The 25,555-nt window shown below is 70.3% G+C and carries 29 protein-coding genes; 16 read left to right on the plus strand and 13 right to left on the minus strand.

Features of this window, described 5'->3' with window-relative positions; translation table 11 throughout:
* Positions 1-22 precede the first annotated feature (22 nt).
* Together DFR74_RS08080 and DFR74_RS08085 are read right to left on the minus strand one after the other, a co-directional pair.
* Entirely contained in the window at positions 23-445 is a 423-nt protein-coding gene (locus DFR74_RS08080; RefSeq protein ID WP_067501406.1) for a DUF2752 domain-containing protein, read from the minus strand.
* A complete protein-coding gene (locus DFR74_RS08085; protein WP_113975007.1) occupies positions 442-951 on the minus strand; it encodes a CD225/dispanin family protein in 510 nt (169 codons plus the stop codon). The genes DFR74_RS08080 and DFR74_RS08085 overlap by 4 nt, the downstream gene beginning before the upstream one ends.
* Positions 952-1,244: 293 nt before the next feature.
* On the opposite strand from DFR74_RS08085, the gene DFR74_RS08090 reads away from it, so the two are divergent.
* Together DFR74_RS08090 and DFR74_RS08095 are read left to right on the plus strand one after the other, a co-directional pair.
* A complete protein-coding gene (locus DFR74_RS08090; RefSeq protein WP_067501403.1) occupies positions 1,245-2,606 on the plus strand; it encodes a M20/M25/M40 family metallo-hydrolase in 1,362 nt (453 codons plus the stop codon).
* Positions 2,607-2,647: 41 nt separating this feature from the next.
* Complete coding sequence (locus DFR74_RS08095) at positions 2,648-3,172, plus strand: YbhB/YbcL family Raf kinase inhibitor-like protein (protein ID WP_067501398.1); 525 nt, start codon at positions 2,648-2,650, stop codon at positions 3,170-3,172.
* Positions 3,173-3,270: 98 nt separating this feature from the next.
* On the opposite strand, the gene DFR74_RS08100 is transcribed toward DFR74_RS08095, so the two are convergent.
* Complete coding sequence (locus DFR74_RS08100; RefSeq protein ID WP_067501395.1) at positions 3,271-4,236, minus strand: Acg family FMN-binding oxidoreductase; 966 nt, start codon at positions 4,234-4,236, stop codon at positions 3,271-3,273.
* 164 nt (positions 4,237-4,400) lie between these two features.
* Here DFR74_RS08100 and DFR74_RS08105 point away from each other — a divergent pair, with 164 nt between their 5' ends.
* From DFR74_RS08105 to DFR74_RS08120, 4 genes are all read left to right on the plus strand, one after another.
* Positions 4,401-4,928, plus strand: a complete 528-nt coding sequence (locus DFR74_RS08105) for a DoxX family membrane protein (protein ID WP_084537190.1) — start codon at positions 4,401-4,403, stop codon at positions 4,926-4,928.
* On the plus strand, positions 4,925-5,422 hold the full coding sequence (locus DFR74_RS08110; protein WP_084537188.1) for a GNAT family N-acetyltransferase: 498 nt from the start codon (positions 4,925-4,927) through the stop codon (positions 5,420-5,422). The genes DFR74_RS08105 and DFR74_RS08110 overlap by 4 nt, the downstream gene beginning before the upstream one ends.
* Positions 5,423-5,526: 104 nt before the next feature.
* A complete protein-coding gene (locus DFR74_RS08115) occupies positions 5,527-6,186 on the plus strand; it encodes an RNA polymerase sigma factor (RefSeq protein ID WP_067501388.1) in 660 nt (219 codons plus the stop codon).
* Positions 6,186-6,422: an anti-sigma factor family protein gene (locus tag DFR74_RS08120; RefSeq protein WP_084537186.1), complete on the plus strand. Its 237-nt coding sequence runs from the start codon at positions 6,186-6,188 to the stop codon at positions 6,420-6,422. The genes DFR74_RS08115 and DFR74_RS08120 overlap by 1 nt, the downstream gene beginning before the upstream one ends.
* 175 nt (positions 6,423-6,597) lie before the next feature.
* Here the strand turns inward: DFR74_RS08120 and DFR74_RS08125 are convergent, their stop codons facing one another.
* The 3 genes from DFR74_RS08125 to DFR74_RS08135 all read right to left on the minus strand — a co-directional run bounded on the left by DFR74_RS08125 (position 6,598) and on the right by DFR74_RS08135 (position 10,872).
* Positions 6,598-8,430: an AMP-dependent synthetase/ligase gene (locus tag DFR74_RS08125; protein WP_067501385.1), complete on the minus strand. Its 1,833-nt coding sequence runs from the start codon at positions 8,428-8,430 to the stop codon at positions 6,598-6,600.
* 163 nt (positions 8,431-8,593) lie between these two features.
* Positions 8,594-9,316 carry a GTP cyclohydrolase II gene (locus DFR74_RS08130; protein ID WP_067501382.1) on the minus strand — a complete coding sequence of 241 codons (723 nt, stop codon included), beginning with the start codon at positions 9,314-9,316 and terminating at the stop codon, positions 8,594-8,596.
* Between the two features lie 44 nt (positions 9,317-9,360).
* Positions 9,361-10,872 carry a PfkB family carbohydrate kinase gene (locus DFR74_RS08135; protein ID WP_067501379.1) on the minus strand — a complete coding sequence of 504 codons (1,512 nt, stop codon included), beginning with the start codon at positions 10,870-10,872 and terminating at the stop codon, positions 9,361-9,363.
* Between the two features lie 543 nt (positions 10,873-11,415).
* Here DFR74_RS08135 and DFR74_RS08140 point away from each other — a divergent pair.
* Both DFR74_RS08140 and DFR74_RS08145 read left to right on the plus strand, forming a co-directional pair.
* Entirely contained in the window at positions 11,416-11,682 is a 267-nt protein-coding gene (locus tag DFR74_RS08140) for a hypothetical protein (protein WP_067502071.1), read from the plus strand.
* A 16-nt stretch (positions 11,683-11,698) separates the two neighbouring features.
* Positions 11,699-12,082 carry a hypothetical protein gene (locus tag DFR74_RS08145; protein WP_067501376.1) on the plus strand — a complete coding sequence of 128 codons (384 nt, stop codon included), beginning with the start codon at positions 11,699-11,701 and terminating at the stop codon, positions 12,080-12,082.
* 38 nt (positions 12,083-12,120) lie between these two features.
* Here DFR74_RS08145 and DFR74_RS08150 read toward each other — a convergent pair whose 3' ends face one another.
* The 3 genes from DFR74_RS08150 to DFR74_RS08160 are packed head-to-tail and all read right to left on the minus strand — an operon-like array spanning position 12,121 to position 14,467.
* Positions 12,121-13,194: a quinone-dependent dihydroorotate dehydrogenase gene (locus tag DFR74_RS08150; RefSeq protein WP_067501374.1), complete on the minus strand. Its 1,074-nt coding sequence runs from the start codon at positions 13,192-13,194 to the stop codon at positions 12,121-12,123.
* 8 nt (positions 13,195-13,202) lie between these two features.
* Positions 13,203-13,451, minus strand: a complete 249-nt coding sequence (locus tag DFR74_RS08155) for a DUF5703 family protein (protein WP_067501371.1) — start codon at positions 13,449-13,451, stop codon at positions 13,203-13,205.
* Positions 13,451-14,467: a YncE family protein gene (locus tag DFR74_RS08160; RefSeq protein ID WP_232331569.1), complete on the minus strand. Its 1,017-nt coding sequence runs from the start codon at positions 14,465-14,467 to the stop codon at positions 13,451-13,453. The genes DFR74_RS08155 and DFR74_RS08160 overlap by 1 nt, the downstream gene beginning before the upstream one ends.
* A 146-nt stretch (positions 14,468-14,613) precedes the next feature.
* Here DFR74_RS08160 and DFR74_RS08165 point away from each other — a divergent pair, with 146 nt between their 5' ends.
* The 5 genes from DFR74_RS08165 to DFR74_RS08185 all read left to right on the plus strand — a co-directional run bounded on the left by DFR74_RS08165 (position 14,614) and on the right by DFR74_RS08185 (position 18,734).
* Positions 14,614-14,970 (plus strand): hypothetical protein, encoded by a 357-nt coding sequence (locus tag DFR74_RS08165; RefSeq protein WP_067501365.1) that lies wholly within the window; start codon positions 14,614-14,616, stop codon positions 14,968-14,970.
* A 17-nt stretch (positions 14,971-14,987) separates the two neighbouring features.
* Positions 14,988-15,524, plus strand: a complete 537-nt coding sequence (locus tag DFR74_RS08170; protein WP_067501362.1) for a hypothetical protein — start codon at positions 14,988-14,990, stop codon at positions 15,522-15,524.
* Positions 15,525-15,533: 9 nt separating this feature from the next.
* Complete coding sequence (locus DFR74_RS08175) at positions 15,534-17,630, plus strand: MMPL family transporter (RefSeq protein ID WP_067501359.1); 2,097 nt, start codon at positions 15,534-15,536, stop codon at positions 17,628-17,630.
* Between the two features lie 4 nt (positions 17,631-17,634).
* Entirely contained in the window at positions 17,635-18,009 is a 375-nt protein-coding gene (locus DFR74_RS08180) for a YrdB family protein (protein WP_198161643.1), read from the plus strand.
* Positions 18,010-18,080: 71 nt separating this feature from the next.
* On the plus strand, positions 18,081-18,734 hold the full coding sequence (locus tag DFR74_RS08185) for a DNA alkylation repair protein (RefSeq protein WP_170160718.1): 654 nt from the start codon (positions 18,081-18,083) through the stop codon (positions 18,732-18,734).
* A gap of 159 nt (positions 18,735-18,893) precedes the next feature.
* On the opposite strand, the gene DFR74_RS08190 is transcribed toward DFR74_RS08185, so the two are convergent.
* Genes DFR74_RS08190 through DFR74_RS08205 form a run of 4 tightly spaced genes read right to left on the minus strand, consistent with a single transcriptional unit; the run spans position 18,894 to position 22,873 of the window.
* Complete coding sequence (locus DFR74_RS08190; RefSeq protein WP_067501353.1) at positions 18,894-19,754, minus strand: heme ABC transporter ATP-binding protein; 861 nt, start codon at positions 19,752-19,754, stop codon at positions 18,894-18,896.
* The gene (locus tag DFR74_RS08195) at positions 19,751-20,845 is read right to left on the minus strand and encodes a FecCD family ABC transporter permease (protein WP_084537181.1); all 1,095 of its coding nucleotides are present in this window, start codon (positions 20,843-20,845) and stop codon (positions 19,751-19,753) included. The genes DFR74_RS08190 and DFR74_RS08195 overlap by 4 nt, the downstream gene beginning before the upstream one ends.
* The gene (locus DFR74_RS08200) at positions 20,842-21,876 is read right to left on the minus strand and encodes a heme/hemin ABC transporter substrate-binding protein (protein WP_067501350.1); all 1,035 of its coding nucleotides are present in this window, start codon (positions 21,874-21,876) and stop codon (positions 20,842-20,844) included. The genes DFR74_RS08195 and DFR74_RS08200 overlap by 4 nt, the downstream gene beginning before the upstream one ends.
* A 40-nt stretch (positions 21,877-21,916) precedes the next feature.
* Positions 21,917-22,873 (minus strand): aldo/keto reductase, encoded by a 957-nt coding sequence (locus DFR74_RS08205; protein WP_067501349.1) that lies wholly within the window; start codon positions 22,871-22,873, stop codon positions 21,917-21,919.
* A 308-nt stretch (positions 22,874-23,181) separates the two neighbouring features.
* Here DFR74_RS08205 and DFR74_RS08210 point away from each other — a divergent pair, with 308 nt between their 5' ends.
* The 3 genes from DFR74_RS08210 (at position 23,182) to DFR74_RS08220 (ending at position 25,554) form a co-directional block, all read left to right on the plus strand.
* On the plus strand, positions 23,182-24,123 hold the full coding sequence (locus tag DFR74_RS08210) for an undecaprenyl-diphosphate phosphatase (RefSeq protein ID WP_067501345.1): 942 nt from the start codon (positions 23,182-23,184) through the stop codon (positions 24,121-24,123).
* A 31-nt stretch (positions 24,124-24,154) separates the two neighbouring features.
* Complete coding sequence (locus tag DFR74_RS08215; protein ID WP_067501343.1) at positions 24,155-24,898, plus strand: histidine phosphatase family protein; 744 nt, start codon at positions 24,155-24,157, stop codon at positions 24,896-24,898.
* Between the two features lie 71 nt (positions 24,899-24,969).
* The gene (locus tag DFR74_RS08220) at positions 24,970-25,554 is read left to right on the plus strand and encodes a DUF3090 domain-containing protein (protein ID WP_067501342.1); all 585 of its coding nucleotides are present in this window, start codon (positions 24,970-24,972) and stop codon (positions 25,552-25,554) included.
* Position 25,555: the final 1 nt, after the last annotated feature.

Here is a 25,555-nt window from a genome sequence, read left to right on the forward strand (position 1 = left end):
TCGGCGGCAGACCGCGCGCGATCTACACGCGCAGCGAGGTAAACGGCGCGACGGGAATGTTGCGCACCACGAGCCAGCCCAACACCAGCGCGAGGACGACCTGCGGGGCGCGGTGGCGCTGATACCAGCGCCGGGTCCGCTGGTCGCGCACGCGGTCGCGAGCCCAGAAGACGTAGGTGCCGAGGAGTACGACCAACGCGAGCAGCGCGAGCGCGTTGTAGTGCACCGCGGCCGGGATGTCGCCGTGCAGCAGCGAATACAGCATGCGGGAGCTGCCGCAGCCGGGGCAGTTGATGCCCAGCAGGAACTTGGACGGGCAGACCGGGATGATGCCGCCCGAAGTGGTCGGATCGGCGAACCATACGGCGACGCAGGCGAGCGCTCCCGCACCGGCGACCGCGACGGGCGCGATCAGCCGGTGCGGGAGCGACACGCGAGTGGTCACGCCGAGGCGGCGGCCGCGAACGCGACGATGTAGATCACGATCCAGACGACCATGACGATCGCGCCGCAGATCGCGGCGATGGTGGACCACTTCTTGGCCTCGTCGGCCGCGCGCTGCGCCTCGGCGGCCTGGCCCTGCATCCACAGGCTGTTCACGCTGGACGCCTTCATGATGGCGACGATGCCGAAGGGCAGGCAGCAGAACACGGTCGCCAGGATCGCCCACACCATGTGGTTGTCCGGCTGCGGGCCGGCCGGCGGGTAGCCCGCGCCGTAACCGGGGGCACCCGGGTAGCCCGGGGCCGGCGGGTAGCCGCCCGCGGCAGGGTATCCGGGCGCACCGGGGTAACCGCCCGCCGCCGGGTACCCGGGCGCGCCACCGGGGTAGCCCGCCGGCGGGTATCCGGCCTGCTGGGCGTACGGGTCACTGGCCGGCGGCGGCTGCTGCGCGTAGGGATCCGACTGCTTGTACGGGTCGAATCCGGGCTGTTGCGGCGGGTATGTCATCAATTCCTCACTTGTCGTCGACGCTCGGTGGCGCGGGTGTTCTCGGCGGACCTCCGAAGCACGCCCCCGAACGACCCCTGACAATCTGTTGACCAGGTCTCCGGCAGTGTAATGGGCCGGGGCGGCGGGCACAGTCCGGCGGTTGTCATCGGTATTCATGCCCCGTAGCGAAGGGTTGTACTCGAGGTGATTCGGCTGCGCGCGTGGACGATCGCGCATGCCAGGGGAACGCAGGGCGGATCGCCGGGCGCGGGTGCGGCACGGGGCCCGGCGGCGAATGGTAGGAAGGGGGCGTGTCCGTCAACGGTGAACTCCCAGATCCGAACAGCAGGTCCCGCGCGGTCGACGAGGTCGTCGAGTTGGTGAGCCGGTTGATCCGGTTCGACACCTCCAACACCGGTGACCTGGCCACCACCAAAGGTGAGGCCGAGTGCGCCGATTGGGTGGCCCACCAGTTGCAGGACGCCGGCTACACCACCGAGTACGTGGAGTCCGGTGCGCCCGGTCGCGGCAACGTGTTCGCGCGGCTGGCTGGCGCGGATTCCAGCCGTGGCGCGCTGTTGATGCACGGGCACCTGGACGTGGTGCCCGCCGAGGCGTCGGACTGGAGTGTGCACCCGTTCTCGGGCGCGGTGCGCGACGGTTACGTGTGGGGCCGCGGCGCGATCGATATGAAGGATATGGTCGGCATGATGCTGGCCGTGGCACGGCAGTTCAAGATCGAGGGCACGGTGCCGCCGCGCGATATCGTGTTCGCGTTCCTGGCCGACGAGGAGAACGGCGGCCGGTGGGGGTCGCAGTGGCTGGTGGACAACCGGCCCGATCTGTTCACCGGCATCACCGAGGCGGTCGGCGAGGTGGGCGGTTTCTCGCTCACGGTGCCGCGCCGCGACGGCGGTGAGCGCCGCCTCTACCTGGTGGAGACCGCGGAGAAGGGCCTGGGCTGGATGCGGTTGCGCGCCAAGGCCCGCGCCGGTCACGGTTCGTTCCTGCACGAGGACAACGCGGTGACGATCCTGGCCGACGCGGTGGCCCGGCTCGGCAAGCACACGTTCCCGCTGGTGCTCTCGGATTCGGTGGCGGAGTTCCTGGCGGCGGTGTCGGAGGAGACCGGTATCCCGTTCGATCCGGAGAGCCCCGACATCGAGGGCCAGCTCGCCAAGCTGGGCACCATCTCCCGGATCATCGGCGCGACGCTGCGCGACACGGCGAATCCGACCATGCTGCAAGCCGGGTACAAGGCCAACGTCATCCCGCAGACGGCGGAGGCGGTGGTGGACTGCCGGGTGGTGCCGGGCAGGCAGGCCGCGTTCGAGCGGGAGGTCGACGAGTTGATCGGCCCCGACGTGGAGCGCGAGTGGATCACCAAACTCGACTCCTACGAGACCACCTTCGACGGGCACCTGGTGGACGCGATGAACGACGCGATCCTCGCCCACGATCCGCAGGGCCGCACCGTGCCCTACATGCTCTCCGGTGGCACCGACGCGAAGGCGTTCGCCCGCTTGGGCATTCGCTGCTTCGGTTTCGCGCCGCTGCGCCTGCCGCCCGAACTGGATTTCAGCGCCCTGTTCCACGGGGTGGACGAGCGGGTCCCGGTGGACGCGCTCGAGTTCGGCACCCGGGTGCTGGAACACTTCTTGTTGCACAGCTGATCCGACGCCCGAGTGCACCACCGGGCAGAGAAAGGACACCGATGACCTACAACCCTTACGACGCGCTCCCGAAGGTTGCGGAATTCACCGTCACCTCCGCCGATGTGGCCGATGGCGCCACGTTCGGCAACGACCAGGTCAGCGGCGTGTTCGGCGCGGGCGGCAAGGATGTGTCGCCGCAGCTGTCGTGGTCCGGATTCCCGGAGGGCACCAAGAGTTTCGCCGTCACCGTCTACGACCCGGACGCGCCGACGGCCTCGGGCTTCTGGCACTGGGTGGTGGCCGACATCCCGGCGAGTGTCACCTCGCTCGACAGCGGCGCGGGCAGCGAGGGCGGTTCGCTGCCCGAGGGCGCGCTCGCCGTGCGCAACGACGCCGGTTTCGCGGGCTTCGTGGGCGCGGCCCCGCCGCCCGGGCACGGCCCGCACCGCTACTTCATCGTGGTGCACGCGGTGGATGTGGAGTCGCTGGGCGTGGACGCCGACGCGTCGCCCGCGCTGGTGGGCTTCACCCTGTTCTCCCACACGCTCGGCCGGGCCACGCTGGTGGCGCAGTACGAGCGGTAAGGCGGCGGCCCCGGGCCGGTCGGCTCGGGGCCACGATTGTGCGTGCGGCTGCGATGTCCCTGTCGTGTGTCGCGAAGGCCGCTCGTCCCGACAGCGCTTCAGCCGGTGCGTATTTCGAGGATTTCCTCGACCGGCCGGCGCGGTGTTCGCGGTGGGGGCGGGGCGGTGAGCGGGGAGACCCCGACGCGCAGGACGATCTGCGGGACGGTGGTGTGGGGGAGCAGTTCGGCGATGGTTCTGCGGCCGGTCGGGGGTTCGGTGATGTGGGTGAGCGGGCAGATGGCCAGGCCCTGAGCGGTGCATTCGAGCAGGACGGCCGAGAGGGCGTCCCCGGTGCGCAGCCAGGTTTCGGGGGCGTCGGCCGGGGAGCTGATCACCAGCAGGCTGGAGCGGTCGGCGAGGTCGGCGCGCCGGGTGGAGGACGCGCGGGACGGGAGCGCGCGGCCCACGCCGACCCTGGCGAATTCCTCGGCCGAGGCCAGGGACTGCGCGGGCACACCGCCCGCTTCGGCCGAATGCCCGGTCCACCAATGCAATTCGGATTGGTAGGCCATGTCGTAGCGGTGGGCGGCGGTGTCGTGCGCCGAGACCTCGGCGAGCCTGTCGCGCGCGTCCTCGCCGAGCAGGTGCAGTTCGAGGTCGTGCGGCTGCACCAGCAGCCGGGCCCGGTGCACGAGGTCGGCCTGCCGGGGTGGGGGCAGCAGGGGCAGGCGGTCGGTGCGCCTGCGGTCGATGGCGGTGGCGCGGTCCGCGATGCCGGGCGGCGGGTCGGGCCAGGGCCGGAAGGTGATGGCCGCCAAGTGATCCGGGCGGGCGGGGTCGGGCAGCCTGCTGGTGTCGGTGTGCCAGCCGGCGTCGGCGAAGGCCGTGCGGGCGTGGTGCAGGGCGGCGCCGCAGCTGATCACGAGCTGGCGCGCGTGCGGATCGGTGGCGGCGAGCCACCGGCTGTCGTCGCGGAACAGGTGCAGGCGCGTCCCGTCGAACACCCACCGCCACGGTTGCGTGTTGTGCACCGACGGCGCGCGTCCGGCCGCCCGCACCCCGGCCCGGACGGTGCGCGGCACACCTCGCGATCCGCGCGGTCTGGCGGCTGTCGGCGGCGTTGCCGGTTGGGATCAGGAGCAGACCGCGTCCCGCAGGGAATTGGTCAGCGATCGATGTCGATGTAACGGTTGCCGGGACTGCTGACACTGAGCCTTCTGAAGCTATCCGCTTGGAAGGAGTCTCAATGTACGGCACCCCGTTGCCCCCGTCCGCAGAAGCAGCCACCGCGGCGGCGGGCTCCGGCCCACACGGCGGCGGCAAAGCCGACCAGCCCTGGGCGCTTCGCATGCTGGAAAGCCGGGTGTCCGGACGCTGGGCGGTCACCGTCGCGATCGTGCGAATCGTGGTCGGCGCGTTCTTCATCCTCGCCTCAACCTCGAAGTTTCCGTTCTCGAGTTACTACCAGGCAGAACTGGCCGCGTTCGTGAGGTGGGGCTTTCCGGATTCGGCCTTGATCGTCATTCTGGTCGGCCTGCTCGAGTTGGGCTGCGGGGCGCTGCTACTCCTCGGCCTCGGTACGCGACTGGCCACTGCCGGGCTCGCAGTCACCATGGTGGGTGCGATCTGCACCGCCGGGATACACGAGGGCGGCTACTTTCACCTCGGCCTCGCACCGACAATGCTGCTCGTCGCGCTTGCTCTGACCTGGACCGGAGCAGGCGCGGTGTCGTTGGACTCCCGGGTGGCCGCGAAGGTGGAGGGCAAGCGATGAACTATTCCCGTGTAGCCGACCCGGGCAACACGTCGGTGCGCGTGGTACCCGCCGAGGCGAGGGACCTGGCTGCTGCTGCCCAACTGCTGGTGGATTTCAACCGGGAATACAACGATCCCGCCCCTGATCCGGCGTGGCTGGCTGATCATCTGTCGACGTTGATCGCGGGCGGAGACACCAGTGTCCTGCTCCTCGGTGATCCGGCGGTCGCAGTGGCTGTACTTCGGTTCCGGACCAGTACGTGGTCGGCGAGTTCCGAAGCCTATCTCGCCGAGTTCTACGTGATTCCGCCGCTGCGTGGACGTGGCATAGGCTCACAGTTCCTGGCGGCGATTCTCGATCACGCCCGTGAACGCGGGGCGACATACATGGATCTGACCACCACCGAGGAAGACCGCGCCGCACGCCGCGTCTATGAGAAACACGGTTTCGATTGCCACGAAGGCAAAGGCCAAGGGCCTGTCTCGTTGTACTACGAACTCGACTTAGAATGAAACGAACGGGGATCCGTTCTCACAACCGGATTGCTGGCTTCGAGTTGAGGCCGCACCGAGTTGAGCCCGGCGGCCCTATCGTCCCCGCACGCCTGGAGACACGGATGTCGGAACGGAACGACACAGAGGAATACGTCCTGCTCGCTGGCTTGCAGAATGGTGATGCGGCCACGTTCGAGTTCATTTTGGACAATTGGTCGGGTGGGATGATCCAGGTAGCGAGAAGTTACGTCTCGACCCACGAGTCGGCCTGCGAAGTGGTGCAGGAAACCTGGATCGCCGTCATCCGCGGCATCGACAGATTCGAAGGTCGCTCCACATTGAAAACTTGGGTGTACCGCGTCTTGGTCAACACGGCCAAACGCCGTGGTCTCCAGGAGGCGCGTAGTGTTCCGATGAGCTCGTTGGACACCGGACCTACGGTCGACTCCGCGCTATTTCGACCCGAGGGAGAGCCGTATGCGGGTCACTGGTGGTCGCCGCCGGTGCCGTGGCCCTCACCGGAGCAGGCTTTGCTCGACGACGAGGTGCGCACGGTGATAGTCGCGGCGCTCGAACAACTGCCCGCTCGGCAACGCATGGTGATCAACCTGCGCGATGTGCTCGGCTACGGGGCGCACGAGGTCCGCGAGATACTCGAGATCTCCGCGGCCAACCAGCGAGTACTACTGCATCGGGCGCGGGCTTTCGTCCGAGGAAGACTGGAGGAGTACTTCGCCGCAGCCGAGAACACCCACCGGCGAACGGACAGGAAGGTACCTTGATGGAGGAAATTCATTGCATCGACCTTGTCGAACGGGTCACCGACTTTCTCGAAGGCGCCCTGAGCGCGGACGAAGAGCGGCTGTTCCTCGCCCATCTGCGGTACTGCGACGGGTGCGACCGCTATCTCGACCAGCTGCGCCACACCATCAACGCCCTCAACCACCAACCTTCGCCCGGCCTGTCCAACGATATGAGACAAGCGCTGCTGGCCGAGTTCCGTTCCCAGTCCTACTGAGCTGAGCTGAGCCGACAGGGGCGCTCCTCGAATACGCGCGAATTCCGACCTCAGCAATCAGAATTCTCCCAGTTCAGAGCACCCTTTCTCGTTCGGACACGCGATCCTCAGTCACCTCCGATGAAGCCCGGGGCTAGAACCCAGATTCTCGCCCCGGGCCACGTGAGTCGGGTACCTACTTCACGTTGATGACGGTGTCCGGGATCGGGTCGGTGTAGAGGGACGCGATCTCGGCGGCGTACTTGGCGTCGATCGGCTTGCGCTTGAGCGACATCTTCGGGGTGAGTTCGTCGCCACCCGGCTCCCAGAGGGTGCCGAGCACGGTGAAGCGCTTGATCTGCTCGACGCGCGAGAGTTTCCGGTTGCCCGCCTGGACGGCGGCGGTGACCTCGTCGAGGATCTCCTTGCGGGTGGACAGGGCCGCGAGATCGTCGGCGGGAGCGTCGATCTCCTTGGCGCGGACCGCCGCGATATCGGGGTCGAGGACGATGAGCGCCGCGATGTAGGGCTTGGCGTCACCGATCGCGACGACCTGACCGACGAGCGAGGACGCCGCCTTGACCGCGTTCTCGATATTGCTGGGCGAGATGTTCTTGCCCGACTCGTTGATGATCAGTTCCTTCTTGCGGTCCACGATCCGGACGTAACCGTCGGGGTCGATGGTGGCGACGTCGCCGGTGTGCAGCCAGCCGTCGTCGTCGATCGCCTCCTTGGTCTTGTCGGGCTGGGACCGGTAGCCGGGGGTGACGATCGCGCCGCGGATCAGCAGTTCGCCGTCCTCGGCGAGGCGGATCTCCGCGCCGTCGACGACGCGGCCGACCGAGCCGGGGCGCGGCTTGTCGAGTTCGGTGTAGGTGCCGACGCCGGTGGTCTCGGACATGCCCCACACCTCGGTGATGGTGAAGCCGAGGCCGAGGAAGTACTCCAGGGTCTCCGGCGGGATGGCGGCCGCGCCCGACGCGGCGACCTTCAGCTCGTCGAGGCCGAGCGCGTGGCGCAGCTTGGACAGCACGAGGGTGTCGGCGAGCTTGTACTGCACGCCGAGCACCGCGCCGCGTCCCTTGCCCGCCAGATCGGCGCGCGCGGCGGCGACGCCGGTGCCGATCGCCCACTGGGCCAGCGACTTCTTGACCGGGCTCGGCTCGGTGGCGAGCTTGGCGTCGATACCGGCCTTGATCTTCTGCCACACGCGCGGCACGCCGAAGAACGTGGTGGGCCGGGCGTCGGGCAGTGCGGCGGCGACCTCGCGGGGATCGGTGACGGTGGTGATCTGGATGCCGGTGAGCAGGCTCATGGCGTGCGCGGAGATGCGGTCGGCGACGTGCGCGGCGGGCAGGTAGGACACCGCGCGATCGTCGAATCCGACCCGCAGCGGGCCGTTGACCAGCGCGATGATCTGCGCCAGCACGTTGCGGTGGGTGATCTCGACGCCCTTGGACGGGCCGGTGGTGCCCGAGGTGTAGATCAGGGTGGCCAGATCGCCGGATTCGACGGCCCGCCAGGCGGCGGTGAAGTCGAAATCGGCGGCCGGGTTGGCCTCCACCTCGGCGAGGGTGAGGGCGCCGGTGGCCGGGCCGTCGACCACGATCACGTGCTCGAGCTCGACGCCCGCGCCGGTGATGATGGGCAGGAACAGGCTCTCGGTGACGACGACCTTGTTCTCGGCGTTGGTGAACAGGTGCCGGATCTGTTCGGGGGAGCTGGTGTTGTAGACGGAGAACGGCGTGGCGCCCAGGTGCAGCGCGGCGGTGTCGACCAGATTGAACTCGGGCCGGTTGGTGAGCATAATGCCCACGGTGTCACCGCGTTTCAGGCCCAGGGCCGCGAGTCCGGCGGCGATGACTTCGACCCGCTGACCGTATTCGCGCCAGGTGATCTCCGTGGTGCCGCCCACGGTGCGCAGCGCGACCTGGTCGGGCCGCAAGGTGATGGTCTCCTGGAACGCCTCGGGAACGGTGTAGACCGTTTTGCCTGATTCGTGCGCGAAACCGATATCTGTTGTGCTCATAATCCCTGTTCCCGGTGCTTCTGTCGTGAACCGACCCCGTGCGCTCGGCCCCTGCAATGCCGACGCGATGCGAGAGATGCTATGTCATTCTCTCGCCACGCGGCGCGTCTTCGAGTGGCGCGGCTCACTTATCGTAGCGATTCGGGCGCGGATGTGGCGGCGGTTACCGGAGGCGCCGGCGTTTGCGTGGTTCCTCGGCCGGTTCCGACCAGCCCGAGTCGTCGGGCAGGACGGGCATCACCAGGGTGCTCTCGGGGGAGGCGAGCGTGGGGGCCCACGGCCCGGCGTCGGCGGCGAACCAGTGCTTGCGGTGCTGGCGTTTGGCGTCGAGATAGCTTCGGGCCCTGGCACTCCGGGCCCGCGTGGCCAACGGCAGGACGACCACGTGGATGCCCGCGGCGCGCACGGCCTCGGCCTTCTCGGGGTTGTTGGTGAGCAGGCGGATCCGTGTCAGCCCCAACTGCACCAGCTGCGTGACGCCGGGCCCGTAGTCGCGGGAGTCCGCGGGCAGGCCGAGCTGGGCGTAGCTGGTGAACGTGTCGTCGCCGGTGAGTTCGGAGGCGCGCAGGCCGCGCGCCTTCGCGGTGAGACCCGCTCCGCGCCCCTCTTGTTCGAGATAGAGCAGCACGCCGGCGCCCTCGTTCTGGATCTGGTCCATGGCCAGGTCCAGCTCCGGACCGCAGTCGCAGTCGTCGGAGGCCAGCGCATCGCCGTAGAGACAGCGGGAGTGGATCCGCACCAGGCAACCGTCCGCGATCTCACCGAACACCAACAGGGTGCCGCTGTCGCGTCCGGCGTGGAATTCGTGCACCCGCACGGTCATCTCCCGGCCTTTGCGCGTCAGCTGGTGCTCGGTCTCGTCGAGACCGCGCGCGGAGAGGGTCACATGTGCCTCCATGCAGTGGGTTTCGGGTGGGGGTGCGGCGGTGCTCAGGAGTTCTGCGGGCCCGTCGCGGTATATCGTGCGATGCGGTCGATTTCGGCCGCGGTCGGCATGGTGTCGGCGACTTCGCCGAAGGACTGGGTGGCGGCCATGGCCGCGGTCGCCCATTCGAAGTCGGCGCGGTCGGCGGCGCGTCCGTTGACGACGAGGCGGTAGGCCAGGGCCGCCATGAACGCCGCGTGCGCGCCGGGGGAGCTGTCCAGCTGCGCCGCGATGGAGCGCGGCAGATGCAGGGTGGAGTCGTCCTCGGCGACGACGTGACACTCGAATCCGTCGACGACGCAGACGTTGTCGACGCCCATGGCCCGCAGCCGGCGGGTGATCTCGCCGACCGACGGCACCTCCACCGTGCCCGGTTCGGCGAACAACCCGGCCAGCTGCGCGCGCGAACCGATCATGTAGTCCACCAACGGAAAGTACTTGTAGAGGTACTGCGGATGGGCCATCGGCGGGGTGGGGTGCACCAGCAACCACGGCGGGTCCGTGGCGCCTTGGATCATGCGCAGCATGTGCTCGAGGACGCCGACGGGCGGCTCGAAAGTCACGAGCAGAGCGTCGGATTCGGTGATCGCCTCCCGGGCTCCCGGCTTGTTCAGGTCCTCCCGGGTGAGCCGCACGGTGTCGTTGGCGCTGCCGATGGTCAGGCTGTTGCCGCTGTCGTCGACGATCACGCAGGCCACGGGCGTCGACTCGGCGGGCACGATCTTCACCAGTTCGATGTCGACGTGCTCGCGGGTGAGGTAGCGGCCGATGCTCTTGCCCGGCAGGTCGTCGCCGACGGCGGCGAGCAGGCGCACGTCGAGTCCGAGACGGGCGGCGGCGACGGCGCGGTTGAGTCCCTTGCCACCGATGTGGTCGCCGAACAGGCCCCTGCTGGGCGAGGACTTCCCCGGCAGCCGGTCCACCCGGTAGAAGTGGTCGATCACGGCGTCGCCGAGCACGGTGGCCGCGCCGATGTCGCCGCGCGGCCGGGCCGAAGCGTCTGTCGGCGAGACGGTGTCGTGCGCGCCCGGTGCGAAGGCGGATTCGCTGGCGAGCAGGGTGGCCAGGGCGCCGAGCGCGCGCCGTTCCAGGGTGCTGCGCAGCGACCGCACCGTCGGTGAGGGCGGAATCCTGGTGGCGCCCGCGCCGCGGTGCAAGGCCTCCCACTGTTCGGACAGGTAGGTCCGCCGCTGTCCGAGGTCGGCGGCATAGAGGCGGTCCGGATCGATGCCGGGGGGCGGTGCGCCGCGCAGCAGTCCGAGGGACAGCGCCGCGTCGGCGATGAGCCGGTCGCTGAGGTCGAGTTGGGCGGCGAGGTCGGAGACGACGGCGAGCACCGCCTCCTCGGCCGTGACGCCGTCGCGGTAAGCGCGGCGATGGACGACGGGCAGCCCGACCAGCGGCCCCACGTCGATCTCGGTGGAGCGCAACCGTTCCGCACCGCCCGCGAGTCCGGAGTGCTTGCCGAGCCGCGCGAGGATGCCGCGCAGGGCAGGGGCGGAGTCCTGCGACACCATAGGCGCGATCCACTCCTCGGCGGCTGAGGGGGACGGTCCCGAGGAGGGGTCGATCCCCGATCGTGGGCAACGGCATCTGTGCTTGTGACGGCGCGATCCGCCGGACGACGCTCACAATAGGCCGCCCGAGCGGGTTTAGCCACGCGAATCGCGGTGAATTCCGTAGTTGTGACGGCAATTGACGTTGCAATTCGGCAACTGCCGAAATTCTGGTAGCGATCGGGCCGTCACAGCGGTGACACTGAAATCGGGCGACCCGATCGCCCGCACCAGGAACTCGGAGGGACTGGTGATGAGAGTGGTTCTCGTCCGGCGACGCATCCGCCGGCACCGACGGCAGCGCCCCGAGACCGAGCGCGAGCCGAATGCCGGGCGTGCGGGGCGGCCGATCCGCTGATCGGCGCACCCGGCGCTCGCCGACGGACCGGATGACCGGTACCGGCACCCGATACGGCCGAATCCCCTGGCGGAACGGCCCCTTCCGGAACCACCCGGACGGCGGCACTGCCGTCGTCGCAGCGGATGTCCGAACAGGAGGCATTCGTGACCATGTTCGTCACCGACTGGACCATCACCAGCGACCTCACCGATCACACGGCGCATCGCGTCGCGGAGAAGTGGCCGAATTCGTGGCGGCTGAGCTGGCTGCCCGACCGTCTGCTCACCCGTGAGCAGGCCCTGGCGGGGATGGATCTCGCCGAGATCATCAGCACCCGCACCCACCGGCTGGATCAGACGGCGCAGTTGCGCGCGGTCCACCTGGCCGGACAACTCGGTATCCCCTTCGAGCAGATCATGCTCGGGCTGTAAGCACCCGGAGGCAGCCATGGCCATCACCACCACCGACTGGTTCATGATCAGCGACCTGACGCCCGAATCGGCCTATCGCGAACGCGGGCCCGGTGAGCGGGTGTGGCGGTTGAGCTGGTTACCCGGCCGCCTGCTCACCTGCGAGGAGGCCCTGGCGGGCATGGAGCTGGACGAGAAGCTCAGCGATCCCGGCCTGGTGCACGACCGGGTCGCGATGGCCGAGGCCGCGGTGCGCGCCGACCGGCTCGGCATCCTGGTCGAGCAGGCGATCGTGTGGCTGTACAAGCGGATGCTCGAGCGCGACGGGCGGGGTGTGGCGTCGCCGCAGCCGCGGACGGCGCTCGGGTGCGAGCACCATTCGCGGCGGTTGATCTGCGACGAACCGCACGTCTACGGGTGAGTCGATCCGGGCGCACCAGCCCTGCGCCCCAAGGGATTTCAGGTCCTGGCGACGTTCTCCGCACCGACCGCCTCGGCGATCGAGGTGTAGCCGTGCTCGCGCAGCAGCCGGGCCAGGCCGCGGTGGATCTTGCCGGTCCAGAACGGGCCGCCGTAGATGAAGCCGGTGTAGCCCTGCAGGAGGGTGGCGCCGGCGAGGATGCGTTCGAAGGCCTGTTCGGGGGTTTCGATCCCGCCGACGGAGATCAGCACCAGGCGGTCGCCGACGCGCCGGTAGAGGCGGCGCAGCACCTCGAGGGAGCGGGCGGCGACCGGGGGACCGGACAGTCCGCCCGCGCCCATGGCGGCCACCTCGGCGGCGTCGGTGCGCAGACCGTCGCGGCGGATGGTGGTGTTGGTGGCGACGATGCCCGCCAGGCCCAGTTCCACGGCGAGGTCGGCGACGGCGTCGATGTCGTCGTCGGACAGGTCGGGGGCGATCTTCACCAGCACCGGCACCTCGACGGTGTCGAGCACGGCACGCAGCAGGGGGCGCAGCGATTCGACGGCCTGCAGGTCGCGCAGGCCGGGGGTGTTGGGGGAGCTGACGTTGACCACGACGAAATCGGCGAGCGGCCCGAGCAGGGCGGCGCTGGTGGCGTAGTCGGAGGCGGCGTCGGCCGGTTCCACGACCTTGGTCTTGCCGATATTGGCGCCGATCGGCACGGTGGAGCGCCGGGCGCGCAGTTGGGCGGCGGCGGCCGCGGCGCCGTGGTTGTTGAAGCCCATGCGGTTGATGAGCGCGCGGTCGGCGGGCAGCCGGAACAGGCGCGGGGCCGGGTTGCCGGGCTGGGCCTGGGCGGTGACGGTGCCGATCTCGGCGAATCCGAACCCGAACGGTCCCCACACGTCGGCGCCGTCGGCGTTCTTGTCGAATCCGGCGGCCAGCCCGAGCGGGGCCGGGAACTCCACGCCGAAGGCGGTGTTGCGCAGGATCGGGTCCTCGGCGGCCAGCTTGTTCAGCGCCCACCGGGCGGGGGCGAAGCGGGCGGCCAGGCGCATGGCGGTGAAGGCCCAGTGGTGGATTCGTTCCGGCGGCACCAGGAACATCAGGCGCAGCAGCAGTGCGTACATCGGTCGCGTCACATCCCCGGTTCGGGCTGGGGTAGTAGGGCGTGCTTGCGGCGGCGCAGCAGGACTTTGCGGCTGCCGTCGGTGTAGGCGCGCACGCGCGACAGTTCCCACCCGCCGAATTCGGCCTGGATGGCCAGGCGCATGGACGCGGTCACGCGGGTGACGTCCTTGGGCAGCCGCAGCGGTATGTACTCGTAGTCGTCACCGCTGGTCTCCCAGCCGGCCGGTAACGCCGCGCGGGAACTCTTCTGCGCCATCACTGCCCTCTCTTCAGCTGGTCCGCGGGAATCCGCTGCACACCGTCCCCGGTCGCGGATCCCACGAACAGGTCCCCGGTGCGCTCGTCGACGGTCACCGCATCGGGCTGCCGGACGGTGGGATGGCGTCCCACTTCCTCCGGTATACCCGCCGACAGATCGAATCCGACCACCTCGTTGCTCTGCGTGCACGTGACCCACACGGTCTCGGACCGCGGGTCGTAGGCCAGTGCGTAAGGCGACGATCCTACCGGGAAACGCTGGCGCAGGACGAGCGGTCCGGTCGTGTAGACGAGCAGTTCGCCGCCCGCGGTGTCGGTGACGAGCACGCGGCCGAAGTGATCGGAGATCATGTTCGTGGCGCCGTCGCCCGCGCGCAGGGCCAGGCCGAGGGAGTCCTTGGCGGGGTCGATCTCGGTGATCGAGGTCTGGCGGCGGTCCAGCACGGCGATTCGGTCGGCGGTGAGCGCGACCACGTCGGCGGAGACGAGACCGCCTACGGTGTCGAGGGTTTCGCCGGTGGCCGAGACGAGGCGGACCTTGCCGTCGGCGGTGCCGAGGACGTAGCTGCCGTCGTCGCGGCGGCGCACGGTGCGGACGTCGCCGTCGGCGGGGATCTCGGTGGCTTCGGCGCGGGCGACGTCGACGCGGACGATGCGTTGCGGTGTGGCGACGAGGATTTCGCCGGGCGCGCCCTGGGCCAGGCTCGCGCCGGGGCCGGGCAGGGTGACGGTGCGGGCGTCGGCGGGTGCGGCCGGATCGATGAGCGTGAGCGTGGTGTCGGTGAGGGCGGCGAGTCGTCCCGTTTCGGATTCGGCGAGCAGCGCGCGCACCGGAACGGCGACGCCCAGCACCTCGCCCGCGGGGGCGGCGGCCGGTGCGGGCGCGACGGCCGCGACGGCGGGTTCGCGGGTCGCGACGTTCGGGACGTCGTCGTCGGCACCGCATCCGGACAGCAGCGCCGCGACGGTCACACCCACCAGCGCCGAGATCACCGAGCCCCGAGGGCGCACCACCGAACTCCTTCTCTGACGGGTCAACGCGACCCCACCATCTGACCATGACCGTCCCTCGCCCCGGCCGACCGGGGTGGCGGCGACGCCGGAACGTCACCGTTGGGGGTTACGGTGTACAGGAAGACGTCCAACGCAGGGAGTTCCGGTTGAAAGCCGACCATCCATCGGGGTTTGCCATCGACGACATCACCGTTGGTCCGTTCGCTCACGGATTCGGCACCACCGCCGACGGCAGGCCGTACGCGTTCCGCACCGTCCGCTCCACCCTGACGCTGGAGATCTACCGCGCCGACCTGGACACCGACGTGCCGGGCCCCGAGGACGTGGTCGCGGTGGCGGAGGTGCGCGTCACCGATGTGGATCTCGACGACGAGCGCAGCGTGGTGGCGCTGGTGCGCGACATGATCCCCGACGCGGTGCCGGTGGAATCGGCGGCCGACCGGGATGTCACGACGGTGCGGGCGCTGCTGGGGCGGATCAGTTCCGCGCTGGACGGCATGTAGGTGGTATGTAGGTAGTGATGCATTCCACACGAATTTCGCGAATCGCGCTCGGCGCCGCGACCTGCCTGGCCGTCGTCGCGGTGGCCGCGTGTAGTTCGGGCCCCGACGACGCCGAGGTCGAGGCGGCCCGTTCCAAGGCGCTGGCTGAGCTGTCGTCCTCGGCGGCGGCCACGTCGAGCGAGATCGTGAATCGCCCGCTGCCCACCGCCGCCGAACTGGACGCGCAGATCAAGCGGGCGCTGGACCCGGCGCTGCCCGACAGCGAGCGCACCGCGCTCATCGAGGACGGCGAGGCGTTCAAAGACGCCATCCCCGACATGTACCGGGCGTTGCAGGACAATCCGCGCGCCGTCTACGGCGTGACCGATCCGGTGTTCGACAACCGCGACGGCACGCTCACCGCGACCATGCGGCTGGACAAGGACGGTTCGGGCACCGCGGTGCGCACCACGGTGGTGCACTTCATCTACCTGGACGGCCGCTGGAAGATCTCGCGCACCGATCTGTGCGGCATCCTGCGCTCGGCCGACTACCGCACCCCCGCGTGCGGGTGATCGCGGTCGATGCTGCATTCCGGTTCCCTGCGGTGGGGACGGTTCGTCTACCGGCACCGCTATCTCGTGCTCGGCGTGTTCGTGTTCGCCGTGCTGCTGTCGGGCTGGTACGGCCGCGATCTGATGGACCGGCTCTCCCAGGAGGGCTGGTTCCACGAGACCAGTGAGTCGGTGGTGGCGTCCGAACTGGCCGACGCCACCTTCGGGCGCGACACCGACAGCGACCTGATCCTGCTCTACACCGCCCCCGACGGGCACACCGTGGACGATCCGCAGGTGCGGGACGCGGTCACCGGGCAGCTCGCCGACCTGCTGGAACGCTATCCGGATCGCATTCTCAAGATCGACAGCTACTGGGACAGCCCGTTCACCGCGAACGCGGCCGACGCCGAGAAGAAGCACGCCTTCGCCAGCGTCGGCCTGCAGGGCGACGGCGGCACGGTGACCGTCGAGAACTACCTCGCGATCAAGGACGCGCTGGGCGCGGGTGCCGAGGGCGGGGGTCCGGGCGGCACGACGGTCCAGCTGGCCGGGTTGCAGCCGATCGTCGAGGGCATCAACACCGGCATGCAGGACGACATCCACCGGGCGGAGCTGATCGCGCTGCCGATCGTGGCGGTGCTGCTGTATTTCGTGTTCGGCGGGGTGATCGGCGCGTTGCTGCCGGTGCTGATCGGCGGGATGACGATCCTCGGCACCCAGGGCATGTTGCGCGAGCTCACCGACCACATCGAGGTGAACGTCTTCGCCAACGCGGTGATGACGCTGGTCTCACTGGGTTTGGCGATCGACTACGGCCTGTTCACGGTGACCCGGTTCCGGGAGGAGCTGGCCGCGGGCCGCGACGTGGAGGACGCGGTGGCGCGCACAGTGGCCACGGCGGGCCGCACCGTGTTGTTCTCCGCGACGATCATCGCGGTGAGCCTCGGCGCGCTGTTCATCTTCCCGAACGGCGTGCTGCGCTCGGTGCCCTACGGCGGGATCAGTTCGGTGATGCTGGCGGCGTTGCTGTCGGTGACGGCGCTGCCCGCCGCGCTGGCGATCGTGGGGCGGCGGATCGACTTCTTGGGCTGGAAGCGCTTCTCCCGCACCAAGACCGAGGAACAGATCGACGCGGGCTTCTTCTCCCGGCTGGCGCTGTTCGCGATGCGGCGGCCGCTGCTGGTGGCGGTGCCGATCGTGCTGGCGCTGCTGGCGCTGGCGATTCCCATGCGCCACATCGAGTTCGGCGGGATCAGCGAGAAGTATCTGGCGAGCGACAGTCCGGCGCGGGTGGCGCAGGAGGATTTCGACGCGCTGTTCCCGAGTTTCCGTACCGAGCCGTTGAAACTTGTTGTGGTGGGCGCGGATTCGCAGCAGCTCGGCGACATCCGGCACGAGGCGAACCAGGTGCCGGGGCTCACCGGGCGATTCGAGCCCGCGTCGGCGACCAAGGACGGCGTGAACGTGCTCAGCGCCGGGCTGGTCGACAAACGCGACGCCGACGACGTGATCGCCGCGCTGCGCGCCATTCCGGAACCGCCGGGGGTGCGGGTGATGGTGGCGGGGGTGCCGGCGCTCGAGCGCGACAGCATCAACGGGCTGCTCGCGGGATTGCCGCTGCTGCTGGCGATTCTGATCGGCACGGCGCTGATTGTGATGATCGTGGCGTTCCGGTCGGTGGTGCTGGCGGTGAAGGCCGTGGTGATGAGCGCGCTGAGCCTGTTGTCGACGCTGGGCATCCTGACCTGGATCTTCGTGCAGGGGCACGGGTCGGAGATCTTCCAATTCACGCCCGGCCCTTTGATGTTCGCGGTGCTGGCGCTGATCGTGACCGTGGTGTTCGGGCTCTCCACCGACTACGAGGTGTTCCTGCTCTCCCGGGTGGCGGAGGCGCGCGCGGCGGGGGCGGACGCGCCGGAGGCGATCCGGTACGGCATCGCCCACACCGGCGGCGTCATCACCTCGGCCGCGGCGATCCTGATCGTGGTGACGGGCGCGTTCGGGTTCTCGGATCTGGTGCTGATGAAATACATCGCCTACGGCATGATCGCGGCGCTGATCATCGACGCGACGGTCATCCGGATGCTGCTCACGCCCGCGGTGCTGAAGCTCGTGTGGAGGTGAGGGCGTGCGGCGCGCGGTGACCGGGGCGAACCTGGGATTGATGTTCCTGCTGGAGCTCGGCGTGGTGATCGGCGCGGGGTATTGGGGTTTCACGCTGTCGGCGGGCTGGCCGGTGCGGATCGCGGCCGGGGTGCTCACGCCCCTGCTGTTCGTGCTGATGTGGGCGTTGTTCGGCGCGGCCGCCGACGCCCGTTTCCGGTTGGCGGGGTGGTGGCGCGTCGCGCTCGAGGTGATCTGGTTCGGCGGCGGGGCGCTGCTGTGGGCCGAGGCGGTGTCGCCGGCGGCGGGGGTGGTGTTCTTCGCGCTGTGGGTGGTGAACGCTCTGGTGCGGGTGTTGTGGCAGGGCGGGTTGCTGGTCGACGTGGCGGGGCGCGCCTGACCGTGCCGTCGGGCATGATCGAGACGCCGGTCTCGTTGCGCGATCGGCTCGTTCCGAGAGGAGAGGTCGTGATGCTCACCGCCTCAGCGTTTCTGGCCGAGTTGGCGCCGGTGGTCGCTGGCCACGAGGACCGGCTGCCGATGGGGAAGATCTTCGCGCTCGCCAAGACGTACACGGCGATGCCGGTGGACCAGGTCGCGCTGCTGCTGGACGAGGACGCCCACGCGGCGCGCGTGGGCGCGGTCAGCATCATGGACTTCCGGGCGCGGCAGCGCGGCACCTCCGAGGACGAGCGCCGGGCGCTGTTCGAGCTGTACCTCGACCGGCACGACCGGATCGACACCTGGGACCTGGTCGACCGCGCCGCGCCGCACGTGGTCGGGCGCTACCTCGCGGACCGTCCGCGCACCCTGCTCTACGAGCTCGCCGCCTCACCGGACCCGTGGCGCCGCCGCACCGCCATCACCGCCACCTGGTACTTCATCAAGTCCGGTGACGTGTCGGACACGTTCGCCCTGGCCGACCTGCTCGCCGACGATCCCGACGAGTACGTGCAGAAAGCGGTCGGCGGCTGGGTGCGCGAGGCGGGCAAACACGACCTCGACGGCCTGCGCGCCTTCCTCGACCGCCACGCCGCCACCATGCCACGCACAGCCCTGCGCTACGCCGTCGAGCACCTCGACCCCGACGAGCGCACGCACTACCTCGAGGCACGCCAGCGCTGACCCTTTGTATGAGGCGACTGATGATCGACGGGGCTGTAAGGCGATCACCGTGCCGGAGGAGTTGCCGACCGAGGAACAGCGGGCGGAGTTCGCGGCCTTCCCGGACCTTGCGGAAGCGGCGTTGAAGTAAGACCGGAAGTCCCTGCACCCCAACGGTTTTCAGCGGCGGACCGGCAGCACCAATTGCGCGCCCGTCACCGGGTGGTCGAGGACTTCGACCGGATGCTGGTAGACGCGGGTGAGCAAGTCGGTGGTGAGCACCTTGCGAGGTGAGCCGTCGGCGGCGAGGCGGCCTTCGTCGAGGACGGCGACGCGGTCGGCGTAGGCGGCGGCCAAGCCGAGGTCGTGCAGGACCACGACGACCGCCGCGCCGGCGGTGGCGCGCTCGGCGGCCAGGCGCAGCACCGATTCCTGGTGGCCGAGGTCGAGGGCGGCGGTGGGTTCGTCGAGCAGCAGGGTGGCGGTGTCCTGGGCCAGGACGCGGGCCAGGGCGACGCGGGCACGTTCACCGCCGGAGAGGGTGGGGAAGGAGCGGGCGGCCAGGTGGGTGACGTCGGCGAGCGCCATGGCTTTCCCGACGAGTTCGTCGTCGCGGTCGCCGCGCTCGGTCCGCGCCCAGGGCGCGCGCCCCATGGCGACGACTTCGCGGGCGGTGAACGGGAATCCGACGGTGTGGCTCTGCGGGAGCACGGCCCGCCTGCGCGCCATGTCGAGGGTGCTCCAGTGCGCGAGGTCGCGTCCGTCGAGTTCCACCACCCCCTCGCTGAGCGGGACCTCCCCGGCGAGGGCGGCCAGCAGCGTGGACTTGCCCGCGCCGTTGGGCCCGACCAGCGCGACGACTTCACCGGCTGCCACATGGAAGTCGATGCCGTCCAGCACCTTCCGCGCCCCGGACCGCACCACGCTCACACTCCGCGCACGCAACGTCTCGGTGCCGCGTTCGGGCCGCACCGGCAGCTCGTGCGCGCGCCCGAGCATCGACTCCAACCCCTGCCGCAACCCGCTCACACCGTCTTTCATCCCCACCCTCCCGCTCGGGCGCGCGTGCGGCGCAGCATCCAGAAGAAGAACGGCCCGCCGATGAGGGAGGTGAGCATGCCGAGGGGGAGGTCGGCGTTGTCGACGAGGGAGCGGGCGGCGACGTCGGCGGCGAGCAGCACGACCGCGCCCACGATGGCGCTGAGCGGGATGAGCACCCGGTGGCCGGGGCCGACGATCATGCGCACCAGGTGCGGGACGATGAGGCCGACGAACAGGATGATGCCGGTGAACGCGACCCCGGCGGTGGTGAGCACGGCCACGATGACGATGACGTTGCGCCGCAACCGTTCCACGTCGACGCCGAGGTGGCGGGCCGCCGATTCGCCCAGCGCCAGCAGGTCCAGCCGCGGCGAGACCAGCACGGCCGCCGCCACCCCGAGCGCGGCCAGCGAGGCGACCACGCCGACGGCGTCCCAGGTGGCGCCGTTGAGACTGCCCAGCTGCCAGAACACGATCTGGTCGCGCGCGGCGGGGGAGGCGACGAACAGCAGGAACGCGATCAACCCACCCGCGAACGCGTTGATCGCGACACCCGTCAGCACCAGCGTCACCACCTCGGTGCGCCCGTTGGACCGCGCCAGCACATACACCAGTGCCGTGGTGATCAACCCGGCGACGAACGCGGCGGCCGCCACCGACCAGGCCGCGACGAACGCGCCACCGACCACGATCACCGTGCCCGCCCCGACGGCCGCCCCGGCCGACACCCCGATCACACCGGGTTCGGCGAGCGGGTTGGCGAACACTCCCTGCAACAATGCACCCGCTGTCGCGAGCGCGGCCCCGACCAGCATCGCCAGGATGACGCGCGGGAACCGCACCTCCCACAGCGTCACCTCCCCGGCGGGGTGGGCGGGCAGCGACCCCCAGTCGAGCCCGATCTTGTGGAACACGCTGCCCGCGACCTCGGCGGGCGTGGTGGGCACTTGCCCGATCGCGGCGGAGGCCAGCGCGAGGATCACCAGCGCCCCGAGGGCGACGACGAAGGTGAGCGAGACCCGGGAGCGGCTGCGCCCGCTCGGCACCGGGGTGACGACGACCGCGGGCGCGTCGGTGCGTGGCTCGGTCATGCGGTGCCGTGGACGGCCTCGCCGAGCGCCGCGATGACCCGGCCCGTGTTCGGGCCGAAGCTCAGGATCACCGCGTCGGACATGTCGACCACGCGCTGGTTTCGGCCCGCCGGGGTCTGCGCGATGCCGGGCACCTTCAGCAGCCCGTCGAGGCCGCCGAGGGAGTCCAGACCGTCGGTCATGACCAGCAGCACGTCGGGTGCGGCGGTGATCATGGCTTCGCTGGTGATGGCGGTGAAGGGCTCGGTGAGCCCGGCGGCGGTGCCGGCGTCCTCGCCGCCGATCGCGGCGATCAGCGCGTCGGCGCCGGAACCGGGCCCGGCGAGCATGGTGATGGCGGCGCTGCGCAGGTAGAGGAACGCGATGCGGGGGCGTTCGCCGTGCGCGGGGACGCCGGCGGAGGCGGCGTCGATCTCGGCGCGGGTGCGCTCACCCAGCGCGCGGCCGGCGTCGGGGACGCCGAGCGCGGCGGCGACCGCCTCGATTTGGGGCACCACACCTTCCATGGTGCGTTCCGGATCGAAGTAGACGACGGTGACGCCGGCGGCGCTGAGCTGTTCGCGCACGGCGGGCGCGGCGGTGGTGGTGTCGGTGAGGAACACGGTCGGGCGCAGCGCCAGGATGGATTCGATATTGAGGGCGCCGTTGCCGCCCGCGACGTTCGGGACCTCGCGCACGGCGGGGAACGACGCCGAGGTGGAGCGGCCGACGAGGTTGTCGCCCAGGCCGAGCGCCCACACGATCTGGGCCAGGGTGCCGTAGCGGTCGGAGGCGATGATGCGGTCGGCGGAGGTGACCGTCACGTCGCCGCCGTCGAAGGAGCGCACGGTCGCGGGCAGCACCGGCGTGGGCGCGGGCCCGATCGGGACCGGGTCGAGATCGTCCACCCGCGCGGTGCTCGGGCCGTGCGGCTGCGCGGCGCCCGCGTCGTCGCCACCACCGCACGCGGTGACTCCCACGCACAGGACCAGGGCGAGCGCGGCGAGCACGCAGCGCAGCACCGCGGATCGGACACCGGGGAGGATGCTCATGCAGGCAAGCCTAATAGGCGGCCCGCACACGCGGTCGGGCTCATTCCGTGCGCGCGCTCACGTCGTCGAGGGCGGCGGCGATGGCGCGCGGCAGTTCCAGGGTCTCGGCGGCGAGCACCCCGGTGAGCTGGCCGATGTCGCGGGCCCCGACGAACATGCTCGCCACACCGGGCCGATCCCGGATCCAGGCCAGCGCCACTGCCAGCGGCGAGGTGCCCAGTCCGTCGGCGGCGGTGACCAGCGCGTCCACCACGCGGGTGGCGCGGTCGTCGAGGCGGTGGCGGATCTCGGCGGCGGTGGCCTCGTCGGCGCCGCGCGAATCGGCGGGCACACCGTTGCGGTATTTGCCGGTGAGGATGCCGCCCGCCAGCGGCGCCGACGCGACCAGGCCCACCCCGTGGTGAGACGCGGCGGGCGCGAAGTCGGCTTCGGCGCCGCGCGCCAGCAGCGAGTACGGGGTCTGCGCGGCGGTGACCGTGGTGATGGCGGCGAGGCTGGCCAGCTGCCACGGGTTGAACCCCCGCACGCCCGCGTAGCGGGTCTTGCCGGAGCGCACGGCGTGTTCTAGAGCGGCGGCGACCTCGTCGAGCGGGGTGCGCGCGTCCCACGCCGCGACGTGCCAGATGTCGAGGTGGTCGGTGCCGAGCTCGAGCAGCGTGCGGTCGAGCTGGCGCAGCAGGCTGCGCCGCGAGGTGTCGATCTCGTCGTGCGCCGGGCCGGGCACCTCGGGCGGGGCGGGGCGCGGGAAGATGCCCGAGCAGCCGCTGAGCACCAGGTCGTCGCGCGAGACCAGGTCGCCGAGCAGGTCGGCGAGGATGCGCTGGGCCGTGCCACCGGTGTAGGCGGGGGAGGTGTCGACCAGGGTGCCGCCCGCGTCGACGAACGCCTCCAGCTGCGACCGGGCGTCGTCGGGGTCGGTATGCGAACCCCAGGTATGGGTCGCCAGTCCCATCCGCGACACCCGAAGCCCGCTGCGGCCGACCGTCCGCTGTTCCATCACCGCATCCCCGCTTTCGTCACGGCGCCAAGCCTACGTTCCGGCCGTGCAGTATTGAGGCAGTGGCGCGGCCGCACAACTGAGGCGGTGGCGCGGCCGCACACGCTCCGGCGGCATCCGCGGTTCCTCGCCCCGATGCCGTACTCAGGCGGCCGCGCGGTCTCGGAGCGGCGGCGGCCGGGCGCGCTCGGGCGCGCGGGAACGGGTACTGTCGCTGCGGTATTGCGGCGCCGGGACCCCTCCGGCGCCGGTGCTGGACCAATTGCCCAGTAGGAATTGATCTTTCGGGCAGCGGACGAGGAGGTTGCGTGGGCGAGTCGATGACCTGGGTGCAGGCGCTGGTCCTCGGTCTTGTGCAAGGGCTGACGGAGTTCCTGCCGGTCTCCTCGTCCGGTCACCTGCGCATCGTGTCCTCGGTGTTCTTCGGTGAGGACGCGGGCGCCTCGTTCACCGCGGTCACCCAGCTCGGCACCGAGGCCGCCGTGCTGGTGTACTTCGCCAAGGACATCGTGCGGATCGTCAAGGCGTGGTTCGCCGGGATCGCGCTGCGCCTGAGCGCCCGCAGCAAGCAGCCGGTGCCGATCCACGACCAGGTCACCACGAAGTTGCCGGTCGTCACCGGCTCGGCCCCCTACGGCCCCGATCCGGACGCCCAGCGCGACCTGGACTACCGCATCGGCTGGTATGTGATCATCGGCACCATCCCGATCGGTGTGCTCGGGTTCCTGTTCAAGGACGAGATCCGCACGGTGGCCCGCAACCTGTGGCTGGTGTCGTTCATGCTGATCGCGTTCGCGCTGGTCATCGCGGCCGCCGAGTACTACGGCGCCAAGGCCCGCCCGATCGAGCAGCTCACCACCCGCGACGGCATCATCATGGGCCTGGCGCAGTGCCTCGCGCTGATTCCGGGCGTGTCGCGGTCGGGGGCGACGTCCTCGGCCGGCCTGTTCCTGGGTCTCGAGCGCGAGGCGGCGGTGCGGTTCTCGTTCCTGCTCGCCATCCCCGCCGTGACGGCGTCGGGCCTGTTCAGCCTGCCCGACGCGTTCGAACCGGCCGGTGAGGGACTCAACGCCTCCGGGCCGCAGCTGCTGGTCGCGACGCTGGTCTCGTTCGTCGTCGGCTACGCCTCGGTGGCGTGGCTGCTGAAGTTCGTGGCCAAACATTCGCTGAACTGGTTCGTCGGCTACCGCATCGTGCTGGGCCTGGTGATCATGGGCCTGCTCGCCGGCGGAGTGGTGTCGGCCACATGAGGGCGGGCGCGGCGCTCATTAGGCTGGCCGCATGACGGTGATCCTGCTGCGGCACGGCGTTTCGACGTCGAACACGGCCCGCACCCTCGCCGGGCGCAGTACCGGCGTCGACCTGACCGAACGCGGCGCCGAACAGGCGCGCGCGGTGGCCGAACGACTCGCGGTGCTCCCGATCCGGCGGATCGTGTCCTCGCCGCTGCTGCGCTGCCAGCGCACGGTGGCGCCACTGGCCGAGAAACTGGGCCTGGAACCGGACCACGACGAGCGCCTGCTCGAGGTCGACTACGGCGACTGGACCGGCCGCCCCATCGCCGAACTGCTCGAGGAACCGCTGTGGAAGGTCGTGCAGCGGCACGCCTCGGGCGCGGTGTTCCCGTCCGGGGAAGGGCTGGCGCAGGTGCAGGCCCGCGCCGTCGCCGCGATCCGCGAGCACGATCGGGTCCTCGGCGAGGAGTACGGCGGCGACGCGCTGTGGGTGGCGTGCACGCACGGTGACGTGATCAAGTCCGTCCTGGCCGACGCCTTCGGCATCCACCTCGACGGCTTCCAGCGCATCGTCGCCGAACCGGCCTCGATCAGCGTCGTCCGCTACACCCCGACCGCGCCCTATGTGTGGCGGCTCAACGACACCGGCACCGACCTGGGCGCGCTCGCCGCGCTGACCCCGCCGAACGCCGAGGACCGTCCCGGGGCCGCGTCCTCGGGTCCGATCCCGGGCGGCGAGGTCGCCGGTGACGCGGATAATGGGAATGCGGAGCGCCGCGATTCCTTGTAAGTGGAGGAGACGGCGGTCCGGGAGTCCGGCGCCGCGCAGGGTCGATCAGGGTCAGGTATCAGGAGGTGCAGATGGCACGAGCAATCCATGTATTTCGCACCCCCGATCGTTTCGTCGCCGGGACCGTCGGTGAGCCGGGCGATCGCGCGTTCTATCTGCAAGCCGTGCAGCAGCCGCGGGTGGTGAGTGTGCTGCTGGAGAAGCAGCAGGTCAAGGTGCTGGCCGACCGTATGGGTCTGCTGCTGGACGAGGTCGCCCGCCGGTTCGGCGCGCAGGTGCCGCCGCAGGCCGAGGACGTCAACGACGTCGCGCCGCTGGTGACGCCGATCGACGCCGAATTCCGGGTCGGCACCATGGGGCTGGGCTGGGACGCCGATGCGGGCGCGGTGGTGGTGGAGCTGCTGGCCATCACCGAGACCGAGGTCGACGAGTCGGTGGTGCTCGACGACACCGAGGAGGGCCCCGACGCGGTGCGGGTGTTCCTCACCCCGATCCAGGCGCGCGAGTTCGCGCTGCGCTCGGCGCGGGTGATCGCGGCGGGCCGCCCGCCGTGTCCGCTGTGCGGGGAACCGCTCTCGGCGCGGGGGCACATGTGTGTGCGGACCAACGGCTACAAGCGCGGGGACATCTTCGGCGCGGCCGAACTAGAGGAGTGAT

The organism is Nocardia puris (assembly GCF_003315035.1).
Lineage (GTDB): Bacteria > Actinomycetota > Actinomycetes > Mycobacteriales > Mycobacteriaceae > Nocardia > Nocardia puris.